Consider the following 13,979-nt stretch of genomic DNA (forward strand, 5'->3'; position numbering starts at 1 on the left):
TTAAAATTAAAAAGCGCCCCCCTTTAGGAGGACGCTTTTGTTTAAGGAGACGCGATATATCGCATCTGGATATATTTATTAACCGTTGATTGCGGGAGCGCTGATTGCAACAGGAGCAGTTTCAACTGCAGCCAAGTCGAGGGGGAAGTTGTGAGCATTGCGCTCGTGCATCACTTCCATACCCAAGTTAGCGCGGTTGAGGATGTCCGCCCAGGTGCCAATTACGCGACCTTGGTTGTATTGCGGGATATCCTGATGGAACTTATCAAGGCAATCGCGCCATCAATCGTTATGAATTTGCTGCTGGATTAGCAGCTTGCTTGGAAAGAATTAACGATTTGATTGGTAAAAATACAACTAACGCACTGACAAACGAGGATTTAATCCTGTTGCAGAAGTTGCAAGCTGAATTTCAAGCTGAATTGAAGACTGTAGAAGAGCGTGTTGCTTCTTTAGAAGACAAGACATCGCAAATAGGAGAAAATCAGTTTTCCACTACAACCAAACTGGTTGGTGAAGCAATTTTTAGCTTGCAAGGAACAAACAAAGCTGATGTCGATTTGTTTCCCAGAGATGGTGTAACAGAACGCAAAGCACAAACAAATTTCACTTTTGCAGGTAGTGTCCAACTCACACTTGCAACTTCATTTACAGGACGGGATTTACTCTTAACTGGTTTAACTGCAGGTAACTTAAGCTCTAACGCACCATTTCTATTTACCAATATGGGACGCTTGGGTTTTGAACTAGATACAGACAAAGATTTAGTTCTCAATGAGTTGTCCTACAGATTTCCGCTTTCTAAGAACTTTGGTATTGTTATCGGTACGGCAGGTGTTAACCCAGCTAATACCTTTCGCGGTATAAACCCTTTGGAAGGATCTGGTGAAGGAGCTATCTCTTTATTTGGTCAGCGCAACCCCATTTTGGCAATTGGCAATGGTAGGGGCGGCATAGGTTTTGACTGGCAAATCAGCGATCGCATCAGTTTGCAAGGTGTCTACAGCGCAGAAATTCCCAATTTTCCCAGCGATAGCAAAGCAGGCGGCTTGTTTGGCGGTAGATATACGGCAGGTGCTCAGTTGAGCCTTGCACCTACAGATAATATTGATGTAGGTCTGCACTACCTTTACTCTCACTCCCCTGATGGTTTGCTAGGGACTGGTATCGGTGACGCTCAATTAATCTCTCCTTTTGCACCTCCTGTTGCCTTCAATACCCATGCTGTGGGAGCAACTGTGGCATGGCGTATCAATCCCAACTTTCAATTAGGTGGTTGGGGCGGTTGGACTTTTTCCAATGCGGAAGAACTTTCGGGAAGTGTGAAAACAACCAACTGGATGGCATTTGCCGCATTTCCCAACTTACTGCGCCAGGGTAATTTGGGCGGAATTATGTTCGGGCAACCTCCCAAGATTACCTCCAGCACCTTACCAGATGGATTTAATCTTCCCAACTTCTCTGAAGGAGGAACACCAGGTGGACGTAGCGATACCTCGTTCCACGCAGAACTTTTTTATCGCGCTCAATTGAATGATAATTTATCTCTTACGCCTGGTTTACTGTTCATTTTCAATCCAGACCACAATTCAGCTAACGACACCTTGGTTATTGGAACAGTTAGAGCAACTTTCCGGTTTTAATATCTTACTTGTGTAAATTTAATCAGATGCATTCATTGCATACGCAAACAATCAGCTTTAAATAAACGGGCATTAAGGGTGGTTCTAGTACAATCCATACAAACAGACGTGTTTCTCGTTACTTTTTAATCTAGGAACACAATTCAAATGCGATTTCTTGCGTCTGAACAAGACTTAATTCAAAAATATAACCGCATATATAAGCAAATTCACGGAGAGCAAACCAATGTTTATCCCCGTTTACGTGCTACAGGTTGCGGTTCAAAAACCAAAAATCAAAATTCCTTTAATTTGGGTTGTGTCTTTGCAAGCAGTTGTAGTCTAGCAGTAGCCATTATTGGTATCGGCGCTTCTAGGGCTACAGCTCAATTAGTAATTCAAAGCACTGGGACACTATCAGGAACTATTCAACTTCCTAGCTTTAATCCCAACTACAACGGTCGGATAACTACTGTAGATACTGACTCTAATGGCACCTATATGCGAAATATAGGTACTAAACAGAATCCTAATTTTGTTCACGTATACACCTCTGATTATGTTCGTGTACGCACTCGTGCCGATGGCAGCCTGAGCTATTACGTTGACTTTAAAGGAATTCCTGTCATCTCATTAGATGGCGTTCTCTCTTCACCTGCACTATCAGGTGGACAGTTAGAATCCTATAAGTACCAAGGCATAATACCAGGAACAAAATTTCAAGGTGTTGTCCAAGACGAGTTTGGACTGACAAAAGCTTTTTACACTGGTATTGTGACCGATCCAAAAACAGGACAGCAGTATCAAGGTACTTTTGAAGTCAACGGACAAGGACCGCGATATAGCGATAGCAATGGTGGCGACAGCCCTACAGTTTTTGATTTCAAATCCGATCTTCCAGGTTCACCAACAGTTACGTCGTTAAAAATGACCGATAGCCCTTTGGTTAGACTGACGATTAAAGTACCTGAAAATGCAATACCTATCTCTTCTGGAGGTGGTAGTACCACCCCAACGCCACCACCTCCACCACCACCTCCACCAATCAGCAATCCCACCCCAACGCCACCACCTCCTCCACCACCTCCACCAATCAGCAATCCCACCCCAACGCCACCACCTACAACACCAATCAGCAATCCCACCCCACCTACAACACCATTCACTAGTGACGCTAATCCGACTACCTCCCCAACAACGAGCACTGATAGTACACCTGCTCCCACACCCATTGCTGATAACAGCAGTGTGGCATCTTTACCAACACCTACTACAGATGCAACTGAGTCTAATTCTCCATCACCTTATACTTTGTCAGAGGTAGAGTTCAGTAATGGCACTTCCTTAAACATCACTCCGAACAACTCTTCTAGCATTGCTTCAGACCTATGTTCAAAAGACTATGCCAAACAATCAGCTCAATGCCGTACCAGAACACCTGTACGCAAGCAATTGATTGGTCCCCGCAGTCGAGTATTGCTGCGCTAACAATCCTATTTTCCTTTGTAGAAAGTTTCTGGAACTGGATTAAGTTGTGATGAAGTGTATGTAATATCTAACGCAAGGGCAACATTCCAAACGGCAAATTGCTATATGGTAGAGTTGCCCCTATTTCTATCCTAGCTCTACTAATGATTCAGCTAATTTAGGTAGGAGGTGCATACTGCAATGAAAAGCTTGGTGTGTGGCAACAGACACTACTGAATTAAATTATGTAGCTACCACTATTCTCAACTACCTAATGACGTTTCATTAGGGAATCAGCTAGCTTAAAAATACACAGGGTGAGCTGAATCATTTACACGTTTTCTGGGGAAGCAGCTATGAAAGAGGAATTGATTGAATTGATAGCTAGAGTGATACAAGTCCTGCAAATCAATATGCATTGGATGACTTGGAATTTATTTCTAGCTTTTATACCACTAGCACTGAGTGTTTGGCTGTTTCGCATCAAGCGGGGACGGTCTTGGGTTTGGTGGCTGGGATTCGCAGTTTTCGTTGCTTTTTTACCAAACGCACCTTATTTGTTAACTGATATCATTCACCTGATAGATGATATCCGTAAGATTCAGTCAGTGTGGATGATAACCCTTGTACTTATCCCATTGTATGTAGTAGTAATCCTAGCAGGATTTGAAGCTTACGTAATATCGTTAATTAACCTAGGTTACTACTTACATCGGATAGGTAAAAGCCAATGGATTTTATGGGTTGAGATGATTACTCATGCTCTCTGTGCTATTGGTGTTTATTGGGGAAGATTTTTACGTTTTAATAGTTGGGATTTTGTGACTCAATTGGATACAGTGCTTACCAGGGGTATAGAAGAAATTCTTGGTAAACAGCCTCTAGTCATTATTGCTATTACTTTTGGCATACTTGCAGGTTTACACTGGATTATGAAACGAGTGACTTTGGGTTTTGTCAGGCAAGCAAAGAGTGAAATAGGCATTACCTCAAAACAAATTAATCCAAACACACCTAATGTTGGATAAATAAGACTTTTTGCCAAAAGTCTTGTACCATATTGCCTGCCATAAGAAAGATGAAACTTTACCTTCTTTGACGTGAAATAAATCAAGATCGAGCAATCTGGGAAAGCATCCCATTAAACCGTTGGTGTTTCAACAGTCTAATTTGGGATGTTTACTCACATTCTTAGGAGGTATATAACATGACATTAATTTCTAGAGAGGAAATAAAGACATTACTAGAACAGCCGAGACAAAATTCAGTTTCAATTTATATGCCAATGCAAACAGCCGGACCAGAAGTTAGACAAAACTCTATCCGGTTTAAGAATTTAGTAAAAGATGCTGAAGCTCGCTTAATTGATGCTGGTATTAACCATAATGATGCTGTGGCATTACTAGCACAAGCCCATTCACTAGACCGGACAGATTTCTGGGAACAAATAGGAGACCAAGGACTGGCGGTTTTCATTTCTCATGACGTTTTTCGCTACTATACTTTGCCTCTAGAATTTGATGAATTGGTTGTAGTAACAGACAGATTTCATATTAAGCCACTGCTACCAATTTTAAATGGTGATGGACGCTATTACCTCTTGGCTTTGAGTCAAAAAGATATTCGGTTCTTTGAGGGCGATCGCTACGGTCTCCAAGAGGTAGAAGTAGAAAATATGCCTAAGAGCTTAGACGAAGCCCTCAACTACGACGAGACTGCCCAAGACGGTCAGTTCCGCATTGCAACATCAAAAGGGGGAACCGCCAATTCTTTTCAACAGCCCGGATCGTTTCACGGGCAGGGTAGCCCTGACAGGGATAAGCATCAGGAAAGCATCCTGCAATTCTTCCATGCAGTTAATGACGCATTGGAAGAGAAACTGCGAAACCAAACAGCGCCTTTAATGCTGGCTGGGGTAGAGTACTTAATGCCATTGTACAGAGATGCAAACACTTACCAACATTTAATAGAAGATGGTATCTCTGGGAATCAAGAAATTCTAACCGCAGAGGAGCTGCACGAACGGGCTTGGCCTATTGTTGAGCCTCTGTTTTACAAGTCACAGCAAGAGGTTGTGGAAAGATTTAATATGCTCTATGGTTCCAACACTGGCACAGCATCCAACGACCTCAAAGAAATCATCCCCGCAGCTTATTACCAAAGAATTGATTCTTTAATAGTTGCAGCCAACCGGGAGCAATGGGGACTGTTTGACCCTTCCTCCGATACAGTTATGTTACATCAAGAAGAAGAAACAGGCGATGACGATCTATTGGATTTTGCCGCCGCCTACACTTTGCTTAACGGTGGGACAGTTTACACTATTGCCTCGGAACAAATCCCCTTTAGCACACCTGTGGCAGCAATTTTCCGATATTAATCTCTTAAGTGTTGTATAAAGTAAAACGGGCTATATACAACACTGAAAATGAACGCTACCTGTTCTCCAATTTGGAACTCTCTTATTGCTTTAGCGCTTTTAACCGTGGCAGCGGTGATTCCTCAACCTGCCACGGCAGAAACTATAAGCGGACAATCGGGTAATGTCCGGGCAGAAATATCCTACGAAAAAATACAGAATTATCAGTATAAAAATGTTCGTTTAAAGATTACTCGTGCAGGCAAAACAGTTTTCAATCGCAAGCCCCTCGCAGCAGATAATGATTATGACAGACCTTTGGCTGCAGTCACCGAAGAAAATAAACTGCCTATAGTAGACTTAGACGGAGATAAAGAACCAGAAGTTATTGCTGATTTCTTCACAGGTGGCGCACACTGTTGTACATACTCTTTGATTTACCGCTTTGACAAATCTCGGCAGCAGTACGTCAACATTAATCATGCCTGGGGAAATGGCGGTTATCAACTGAATGATTTAGACAAGGACGGATTGCCAGAGTTTGAAAGTCGAGACGATCGCTTTGCCTATGCTTTTACGAGCTATGCAGCTTCCAGTTATCCCGTACAAATTTTCCAGTACCGCAACGGGAAAATGGTTGATGTGACTCGTCGCTATCCCAAAATCATTAAAAATCATGCGTCCGAACAATGGCAGTTTTACCTCAAGGAAGGTAAAGAATACGAAGATGGTAAAGGATTTTTAGCAGCTTATTTGGCAGATAAGTATATGTTGGGTCAAGGTGAAGACGGTTGGAAGCAAGTGAGACAAGCTTATAAAGGACGCGATCGCAGTCAATACTTTGCTGACCTACGTAAGTTTTTACGCGAAACTGGCTATATCCGTTAATTTAAGGGACTTCCAAACAAACAAGTATCCAACAATCTCTTAGGGAAATACTTAGGCTTACAACTCTCCCAATTCTTGCAAAATCGCCTCAACATTTGCCTTTAGTTGGGGCAGATTCTGCTCAATCACACCCCAAACTCTATTTAAATTTACCTTTAAATAATCGTGAATTAGTACATCTCTAAAACCCGCAACTTGCTGCCAAGGCACATCCGGGTAAGCTGCTCTGATTTTGGGTGATAACCGCTTCGTCGCTTCCCCAATAATTTCAAAATTTCTAATTACCGCATCTTGGATTATCGTGGTTTTCAAGAATGCCTCTTTGTCACCACAGGTATAAGATTCAATGCGCTCAATACATTCAAAGATGTTGCTCAAGTACAGGCGATCGTCTTTCATAACAATACAGCTTCGCGCAACACTTTATCTTTAATCAACTCATGTAGGGTGTCAGGCTCGGTCACATCAACTTTACGTCCTAGCAATTCTTCCAAGGACTGCATCAAAGCAATTTGGTCTAACAAGGTTCGTTGTGGCTCAAGTTCTACCAAAAAATCTACATCACTGTCTGGTCTTGCTTCTCCTCTTGCCACAGAACCAAACACCCGGACATTATACGCCCCGTACTTAGCAGCAATTCTTAAAATTTCTTCCCGGTAAGCTTTAAGTATTTCATCTATACCCATAGTCTAACCTCAAATAATTGCAACAAATTTATTTCTACCGCTAGCTTGGCAAACTGACTATTTATATCATAGAGATAGTTCATTCTTATTCTCCACACACAGCATCCAAATGAGCCAATATTGCCTCTTTCTGATGCTGAAGAATCTCCTTAGCCTTGCTCTAAGTAAGTCAGCGAGAAAAAACCAAACTATATAAAGAAACGTAAAATCTTTGGATATTGCTCGTAGTAGCGCTGTCTTTGCACGCATTGCTACTACGACTCAATTATGATGATTTACACAGACTTACTTAGTTTTAAGAAGAAATCAAAGAAAGAAATAAACTAAAATATTAACTTCTTGGCTGTAGCTGGTTTGCAGCCAAGTCAATATGTCGCTTCAATATCCTGACAGCAGCTTTTGTATCTTGTTGCCGACAGGCATCCAAAAGTTGATAGTGTTCCTTTTGAGATCGTTCCCAGTCATTAACCTGCCCTATATGTTGGTGAAGGTAGCGAAAAAGATTGGTGTGCAGGTTTTGAATCATTTTGAGTAATCGAGGACGATTTGCTGGGGTGTAGAGTGCTGCGTGAAATTCCCAGTTCTGTTTTGCCCAATGAGTGACATCTGCTAGCTTATGGGTTGCATCCAGGATTGTAGCGGCTGTTTCTAAATCTGATTCAGTTAGGTTGGGAATGGCGATTTGAATTGCTGTCACCTCCAAGGCGCAACGAATCTCGCAGATTTCCTGTACTTCATTTGAAGAAAGTACCGATACCATTGCCCCGCGATTGAGGTGAAATGTCACCAACCCTTCTGCCTCTAGTTGTCGTAGGGCTTCTCGTACAGGGATGCGGCTGACTCCAAATTGAGTGGCAATTTCATCTTGTCTGAGGGACTGTCCTTCCTGAAGAATTCCCCGAAGAATTGCTTCCCGTAAGGTGTCCGCAATTAAATTCGGTGTACTGCGTTGTTGTTGCAGCACGTTGGCTGCTAGGTCATTTAAATCCATAATCTTTTTTATGCATAATGTATATTGTATACGATTTTTTGTATACAATATACAAAAGTTACTTTTCAACCGCTTATTGGCACTCTTGGAGTCAGTTATGAGCATTTCCTCTACAGATCGCATCATTATTTTCGACACAACACTCAGAGATGGGGAACAATCGCCCGGAGCAACACTTAATGTAGAAGAGAAACTAGCGATCGCTCATCAACTGGCTCTTTTAGGAGTTGATGTCATTGAAGCGGGATTTGCGATCGCCAGTCCCGGAGATTTTGAAGCGGTCAGAACCATAGCCGAAAAAGTAGGAGTGGCAAACGGACCCATCATTTGTAGTTTGGCAAGGGCGATTCGAGAAGATATTAAAGCTGCTGCACAAGCGCTACAACCGGCGGCTCATCCTAGAATTCACGTCTTTCTCTCAACCTCGGATATTCACCTGAAATACCAGTTGAAAAAGACTCGAACTGAAGTATTGGCGATCGCCGAAGAAATGGTTGCTTATGCCAAATCCTTTGTAAAGGACGTGGAATTTTCACCAATGGATGCCAGCCGCACCGCTCCAGAATTTCTGTATCAGGTATTAGAGAAGGCAATTGCTGCTGGTGCAACGACGATTAACATTCCCGATACCGTTGGCTACTGTACCCCTAAAGAAATGGAAAAGCTGATTCGGGGTGTTCGGGAGAACGTACCTAACATCGAACAAGTGATTCTTTCAGTTCACACTCAGAACGATTTGGGCTTAGCTACAGCCAATGCACTTGCTGCTATTGAAAACGGCGTGCGTCAGGTAGAATGCACCATTAATGGTATTGGCGAACGAGCGGGCAATGCTGCATTAGAAGAAATTGTCATGGCATTACAGGTTCGCAAACCCTATTTCAACCCCTACTTTGGTCGCCCAGTTGAGAGCGAAGCACCACTGGTAAATATCAAAACTCAGGAAATTTATAAAACTTCTTGTTTAGTTTCCCAATTAACAGGCATCTTAGTGCAGCCAAACAAAGCGATAGTTGGTGCTAACGCATTTGCCCATGAATCTGGCATCCATCAAGATGGTGTGATCAAGCATCGCGAAACATACGAAATTATGGATGCTGCCGATATTGGTATGCCGGAAAATCGCATAGTGTTGGGTAAACATTCAGGTCGCAACGCATTCCGAACCAAGCTGCAAGAATTGGGGTTTGACCTCAACGAAGCAGATTTCAACAAAGCCTTCATCAGGTTTAAAGAAGTTGCGGATAAGAAAAAGGAAATGTCCGATTGGGATATTGAGGCGATTGTCCGAGATGAAACACAAATTAATGTAGAAAGCGGTTTTCAACTGGAACACGTGCAAGTGACCTGTGGTGATTGTACCTGCCCAACAGCAACTATTACTATAGTGACGCCAACTGGAGAAATTTTGACTGATGCAGCAGTGGGTACGGGTCCGGTGGATGCAGTGTATAAAGCGATCGCTCGCATGGTACAGCTTTCCAGCCAATTGATTGAGTTTTCCGTGCTATCGGTAACGGAAGGAATTGATGCTTTGGGAACTGTTACTGTGCGCTTGCGCCATCAAGACCGCATCTTCTCCGGGCAGGCTTCTGACACTGACATTGTTGTTGCATCAGCTTACGCTTATATCAATGCTGTAAATCGTCTCTACCGTTACTTACAATCCTCGGTGGATAAGTCGCAGTACTCCTCTGATTCTACTGTCTTTCACTAAGGGATTTCCAAGAAATAAATGCCCTTGGAATGTGGAACGGGCGTCCTCGCCCGTCCTGTATGACTGGCGGGCTAGAAGCCCGCACCACAAGAAATTTTGGGATTTCTTTACTTGGAAGTTCCCAAACACCTGTATCTTAATCTTTGTGTTCTATGCACTTGAAGCCCACAGAACACATATTGGTAGGCAAAATTTGTAAACTAGATAATACAAGCACGTAGTAAGCCCTTTACCGATTCAAAAAACACCGAGGAAATTATGTTAAGACTCCACAGCGCCATGCTAGAGCGCTCTTCATTAATTGAGTTGGATGAGTTAAAACTGGAGGGCTTTTCTACAGTTAACACAATTCCTACAGAGCCGGTTGCAAATTTTGTAAGCAGCACTGATGAAGCTACTCAACAAATGCCAGCAGAGATTGAGCCAGAAGCTCAATCTGATTCTAAAAACACAGAAGTAACTGGTTCCTCAATGGCAGAGTTCTACCAACTCGTACAAGAGTTATTGCTTATAACCCTAGCATTGATAGGAATTACTTTTACCTGCGTGTGGATTTTTTATTCCCCCAACACTGCCTTAAACTATCTGATTGGGGCATGCACGGGGTTGGTTTACTTGAGGATGTTGGTTAAAGATGTAGAGGGATTAGGCAGAGGAAAAACCCAACTTAGCAAAACTCGCTTGGCTTTGTTGATAGGGTTGATTGTAGTAGCTAGTCGATTGGAGCAACTGCAAATCCTACCCATATTTTTGGGTTTTCTCACCTACAAAATTACAGTCCTGCTTTATGTAATAAGAACTTCATTACCCTCTTTGTCTCGCTGAATGACTACTTATTAAGATCGTGCTAGGCAAAACGTGGAGTGCAAAAGTACACAGGCTGACTGCAACTTCTTAATATGAGAATGGTGGGCAGTGCCCACCCAGCTCTTTCAATACTAACAAATGAACTAATTAGCAGATTCTAGAGAAAATAAGTACTTTCAACTAATTTTTTCTCAGAGTGAATACTCATCGTAGCAAAATATTTTTTGTATACTTAGTTGCTACTATTGCTACTACAAGGAAATGGAATTTGAAGGGGTCAATTGCTTTGCGATTATTTAGTAAAAAAATGCTTCAGGGTCAGTGGGGACTTGCAGGTCTAGCCGCAACAATGCTGTGTTTTCTTCCAGTTAGAGGTGCCAGCGCCGCTACTAAGGTGATGTCCTTGGGAGACTCGCTGTGTGAAGGCAATATTGCCGTCCTGCGGAGTATGGTGGCACGCACCAAACTTAGGTCTACCATAGACTGGGTAGGAACTAAAAAAGACGCTTCATATCAAGACCCCCATCATGAGTGTCATGGTGGTTGGTCGGCGGCGCAAGTATTGCAACAACGGGGTACAAATGTTCGTCTTCCTTCTTGGGAGGGTAAGCCGGGAAGTATTCGGGACTGGGTACAAGCGACCAAGCCTGATGTGGTGCTGATGATGCTCGGCACTAATGATTTCTTTGGTAGTGATGTGCGGGGTGATAACACCTCAGCCTTTCTCACAAAATCCCTGGAAGGCATTATTGATGAGATATTGTTATTACGTCCCAATGCCAGAATTGTGGTTGCCTCAATTCCCCCCTTTAAATGGGATATTCAAAAGGGCGTTGATACCAGTCAACCTAAAGCTACAATCAACAAGTTTCTTAAGGATCGTGTCAAAAAGCTATCTGCACAAGGCAAACGAGTTATCTTTTTGGATATGCATGCAGCAATACTTGCTCGATTTAAACAAGGGGATATTTTTAGTGGCGATGGTCTCCACTTTAATGATGAGGGCAATAAGTTTGTAGCTGAGCAGTGGACTCGCGCTCTTAAAGCGGTACTTCAATGAGTAGATTGGATTCATTAATGCGGATTTAGCTGACGCCGTGCTGCTTCCAAAATGACCCTTTGTTCGGCACGGGCAATTGCTTGATATGTTCGTTCTACAGCTTCCGGTTCGACGGAAATGGAACTTATGCCCCATCTCACCAGTTGGTCAATAATTTCAGGATAGATCGCTGGTGCTTGACCGCAAATAGAACAAGGAATATTGGCATCTTGTGCCATTTTGATAAGTTGCGCGATCGCATTCATCACTACTGGATGGCGTTCATTAAATGCTTTGCCAAGGTGTCCTTGTTCTCTATCGACTCCTAAGAGGAGTTGGGTTAGGTCATTAGTACCAATTGAAATTCCCTGTACTCCTGCTTTCACATATTCTGGCAGCAAGAACAGAATACTTGGTACCTCTGCCATAATCCACAGTTGAAACTGCCGTTCTTGGGTTAACTTTGCCTGTTCGACTTTTTCCTGACAAAAGGAAAATTCTTTGACCGTGCGAACAAAAGGGAGTAAAAGATGGATGTTGCTGTAACCGGCTTTCTGCACCTCTGCCAAAGCAGCCAGTTCTATTTCAAAAATAGCGGGATTCCTGACGTAGCTAAAGGTACCTCTTTCTCCCAACATTGACTGTGCGGAAGTGAGCAAGCTGTCTTGAAGTGATGGAAGTTCGTGCGATCGCCAATCTAAAGAACGATAAAAAACAGGTTTTGGTTCAAAGGCACGAACAAATTGTAAAATCGCATCGCGCCAAAGCTCCAATAATCGTGCCTGATTTCCTTCCCGCAGCCAGATATGGGGGTGCTTTCCCTCTAGTATGTTGAGAACCATCAGTTCTGACCGCAATAACCCCACACCATCCACAGGTAAGTTCTGTGCTTTTTCGATGGCGCTTGGCTGGCTCAAGTTAACTAGCAACTGAGTTGCAATGATTGGTAATTGAACCGAGAGCGGGAAGTAGGGAGTAGCGGGATGGGGAAGGGGAGGAGAGTTCTTTTCCATGAAACCCGTCCCCATGTCCTTGCTTCCTTGTATCGTTGCCTCCTTGTCTTCGTGTCCTATCTCCTCCTCTTTTGGGACACGATAAATTTCTCCCCGCTCTCCATCTATCTGCAGCCGATCGCCCGTTTGAATTATACTTGTAGCATTTAATACATTGACAACTGCTGGAATACCCAATTCCCTTGCAAGAATAGCGGCGTGGCTGGTTAACCCTCCTTGTTCTGTCACAATACCAGCAACATTATGCAAAAGCGGTAACCAATCAGGCGTGATTGTTGGTAACACCAGGAGCCCGCCTTTAGGTATTTGTTCTGGTTTTTGTTTTAAGTTGACAATAACATGGGCAGTTGCGATCGCATATCCTGCTGCTGCCCCCAGTCCTTTAAGCGATTGGAAATTGGGAACTGCAAATTGAGGGGCGCTGACTTGTGTCAGATAAAGTGTTTTCGTTGCAGTTTCATGAGATATTGTCCACTCTAGTGTAAAGTTTTCTCCAATTTCTCTAACTAGTTGGCTGGCTAGTTGAGTGAGTTGTTGTAAAAATTCCTCTGGTAGCGCATATTGTTTTTGTTGGTCTTCATTTAAGAAGTCAGTTACCAGGCAGGAATCTTTTTGTACTAATACCGATCCTGCATTGGGTATCCGATAAGCTATTGTTTTATTGCCTATCTGTTGCTCTCGCACAACACCTGTTTCTGGCTGGATGTAGTAAACATCTGGCAAAACTTCCCCCTGAGATATTGTCTTTCCCAATCCCCAAGTTGCCAGAATTTCCCACGTAGAAGAATTGGCACACAGTAAACCACTCGCGATCGCACTTTGGATAGGTTGTACTATAACTCCTAAATTGATTTCTCGCAGATCTATTCCTGCCCATTGCCAATAGACTAAGCTTTTAGCTCGAAACACCTGGCTCCAAGCCTGCTTCAAAGCAAATGCAATAGCTTGTTCGTCATATTGACATATCTGGGATTCTAGCAATCCAGATATATTCCCCAAACCGTTTCGCGCCGTTGGTACTATAACAGAGGGTCGAAAAATCAGGCAACTTGATTTTAGTTCTTTGGCTGCTTCCAAGATTGTACTTAACAAACGCGGGGGTAAATTGGCTTTGATAATTTCTCGGCGAAAGCGCCCTGCCACTTGTTGAAGTTGACGCCAATTAGCAACATCCAAGTGGAAGGAAGAATGAGGTAAGTCAGCGACTAACGCTTCCGAACTGTTGAGAGTTTCTAAAAATTCCTGCAAAACTTCTGCTGAGACTACAAAACCAGGTACCACTGGATAACCACGCTGCATGATTTTGCTTAAATGAAATGCTTTCTCACCAACCTTGGTGCGGTCTTGCAGTTTAATTTGATTAAGCCAGTAGAGTTTGTCCACTCAATTA

Annotated in this window: 11 protein-coding genes and 2 pseudogenes; 8 read left to right on the forward strand and 5 right to left on the reverse strand. The window is 43.0% G+C overall.

Features of this window, described 5'->3' with window-relative positions; translation table 11 throughout:
• Positions 1 to 78: 78 nt before the first annotated feature.
• Positions 79 to 237 (reverse strand): annotated as a pseudogene (locus ACYRY3_RS25400) (photosystem II q(b) protein); the annotation flags it as partial.
• Between ACYRY3_RS25400 and ACYRY3_RS25405 the strand changes: the two are divergent.
• From ACYRY3_RS25405 to ACYRY3_RS25425, 5 genes and pseudogenes are all read left to right on the forward strand, one after another.
• Positions 234 to 1,643 (forward strand): annotated as a pseudogene (locus tag ACYRY3_RS25405) (iron uptake porin); the annotation flags it as partial. The pseudogenes ACYRY3_RS25400 and ACYRY3_RS25405 sit on opposite strands and share 4 nt — an antisense overlap.
• A gap of 147 nt (positions 1,644 to 1,790) precedes the next feature.
• Complete coding sequence (locus ACYRY3_RS25410) at positions 1,791 to 3,110, forward strand: hypothetical protein (RefSeq protein ID WP_460204409.1); 1,320 nt, start codon at positions 1,791 to 1,793, stop codon at positions 3,108 to 3,110.
• A gap of 335 nt (positions 3,111 to 3,445) precedes the next feature.
• A complete protein-coding gene (locus ACYRY3_RS25415; protein WP_460204410.1) occupies positions 3,446 to 4,117 on the forward strand; it encodes a DUF1361 domain-containing protein in 672 nt (223 codons plus the stop codon).
• Between the two features lie 179 nt (positions 4,118 to 4,296).
• Positions 4,297 to 5,469: a baeRF7 domain-containing protein gene (locus ACYRY3_RS25420; protein WP_460204411.1), complete on the forward strand. Its 1,173-nt coding sequence runs from the start codon at positions 4,297 to 4,299 to the stop codon at positions 5,467 to 5,469.
• A 48-nt stretch (positions 5,470 to 5,517) separates the two neighbouring features.
• The gene (locus ACYRY3_RS25425) at positions 5,518 to 6,336 is read left to right on the forward strand and encodes a hypothetical protein (protein ID WP_460204412.1); all 819 of its coding nucleotides are present in this window, start codon (positions 5,518 to 5,520) and stop codon (positions 6,334 to 6,336) included.
• A gap of 57 nt (positions 6,337 to 6,393) precedes the next feature.
• Here ACYRY3_RS25425 and ACYRY3_RS25430 read toward each other — a convergent pair whose 3' ends face one another.
• The 3 genes from ACYRY3_RS25430 to ACYRY3_RS25440 all read right to left on the reverse strand — a co-directional run bounded on the left by ACYRY3_RS25430 (position 6,394) and on the right by ACYRY3_RS25440 (position 8,013).
• Entirely contained in the window at positions 6,394 to 6,735 is a 342-nt protein-coding gene (locus ACYRY3_RS25430; protein WP_460204413.1) for a HepT-like ribonuclease domain-containing protein, read from the reverse strand.
• Positions 6,732 to 7,022, reverse strand: a complete 291-nt coding sequence (locus ACYRY3_RS25435; RefSeq protein WP_460204414.1) for a nucleotidyltransferase family protein — start codon at positions 7,020 to 7,022, stop codon at positions 6,732 to 6,734. Before ACYRY3_RS25435 ends, ACYRY3_RS25430 begins: the two co-directional genes overlap by 4 nt.
• Positions 7,023 to 7,353: 331 nt before the next feature.
• Positions 7,354 to 8,013 carry a GntR family transcriptional regulator gene (locus ACYRY3_RS25440; protein WP_460204415.1) on the reverse strand — a complete coding sequence of 220 codons (660 nt, stop codon included), beginning with the start codon at positions 8,011 to 8,013 and terminating at the stop codon, positions 7,354 to 7,356.
• 97 nt (positions 8,014 to 8,110) lie between these two features.
• On the opposite strand from ACYRY3_RS25440, the gene ACYRY3_RS25445 reads away from it, so the two are divergent.
• The 3 genes from ACYRY3_RS25445 (at position 8,111) to ACYRY3_RS25455 (ending at position 11,597) form a co-directional block, all read left to right on the forward strand.
• Positions 8,111 to 9,730, forward strand: a complete 1,620-nt coding sequence (locus ACYRY3_RS25445; RefSeq protein WP_460204416.1) for a 2-isopropylmalate synthase — start codon at positions 8,111 to 8,113, stop codon at positions 9,728 to 9,730.
• 405 nt (positions 9,731 to 10,135) lie between these two features.
• The gene (locus ACYRY3_RS25450) at positions 10,136 to 10,555 is read left to right on the forward strand and encodes an ATP synthase subunit I (RefSeq protein WP_460204503.1); all 420 of its coding nucleotides are present in this window, start codon (positions 10,136 to 10,138) and stop codon (positions 10,553 to 10,555) included.
• A 289-nt stretch (positions 10,556 to 10,844) separates the two neighbouring features.
• The gene (locus tag ACYRY3_RS25455; RefSeq protein WP_460204417.1) at positions 10,845 to 11,597 is read left to right on the forward strand and encodes a GDSL-type esterase/lipase family protein; all 753 of its coding nucleotides are present in this window, start codon (positions 10,845 to 10,847) and stop codon (positions 11,595 to 11,597) included.
• Positions 11,598 to 11,611: 14 nt separating this feature from the next.
• Here the strand turns inward: ACYRY3_RS25455 and ACYRY3_RS25460 are convergent, their stop codons facing one another.
• The gene (locus ACYRY3_RS25460; protein WP_460204418.1) at positions 11,612 to 13,972 is read right to left on the reverse strand and encodes a putative PEP-binding protein; all 2,361 of its coding nucleotides are present in this window, start codon (positions 13,970 to 13,972) and stop codon (positions 11,612 to 11,614) included.
• Between the last annotated feature and the right edge of the window lie 7 nt (positions 13,973 to 13,979).

The organism is Scytonema sp. NUACC21, assembly GCF_054684315.1.

Coding starts and splice junctions, on each gene's coding strand:
- ACYRY3_RS25410 (WP_460204409.1), top strand. CDS start 1,791: ATGCGATTTCTTGCGTCTGAACAAGACTTAATTCAAAAATATAACCGC.
- ACYRY3_RS25415 (WP_460204410.1), top strand. CDS start 3,446: ATGAAAGAGGAATTGATTGAATTGATAGCTAGAGTGATACAAGTCCTG.
- ACYRY3_RS25420 (WP_460204411.1), top strand. CDS start 4,297: ATGACATTAATTTCTAGAGAGGAAATAAAGACATTACTAGAACAGCCG.
- ACYRY3_RS25425 (WP_460204412.1), top strand. CDS start 5,518: ATGAACGCTACCTGTTCTCCAATTTGGAACTCTCTTATTGCTTTAGCG.
- ACYRY3_RS25430 (WP_460204413.1), bottom strand. CDS start 6,735: ATGAAAGACGATCGCCTGTACTTGAGCAACATCTTTGAATGTATTGAG.
- ACYRY3_RS25435 (WP_460204414.1), bottom strand. CDS start 7,022: ATGGGTATAGATGAAATACTTAAAGCTTACCGGGAAGAAATTTTAAGA.
- ACYRY3_RS25440 (WP_460204415.1), bottom strand. CDS start 8,013: ATGGATTTAAATGACCTAGCAGCCAACGTGCTGCAACAACAACGCAGT.
- ACYRY3_RS25445 (WP_460204416.1), top strand. CDS start 8,111: ATGAGCATTTCCTCTACAGATCGCATCATTATTTTCGACACAACACTC.
- ACYRY3_RS25450 (WP_460204503.1), top strand. CDS start 10,136: ATGCCAGCAGAGATTGAGCCAGAAGCTCAATCTGATTCTAAAAACACA.
- ACYRY3_RS25455 (WP_460204417.1), top strand. CDS start 10,845: ATGCTTCAGGGTCAGTGGGGACTTGCAGGTCTAGCCGCAACAATGCTG.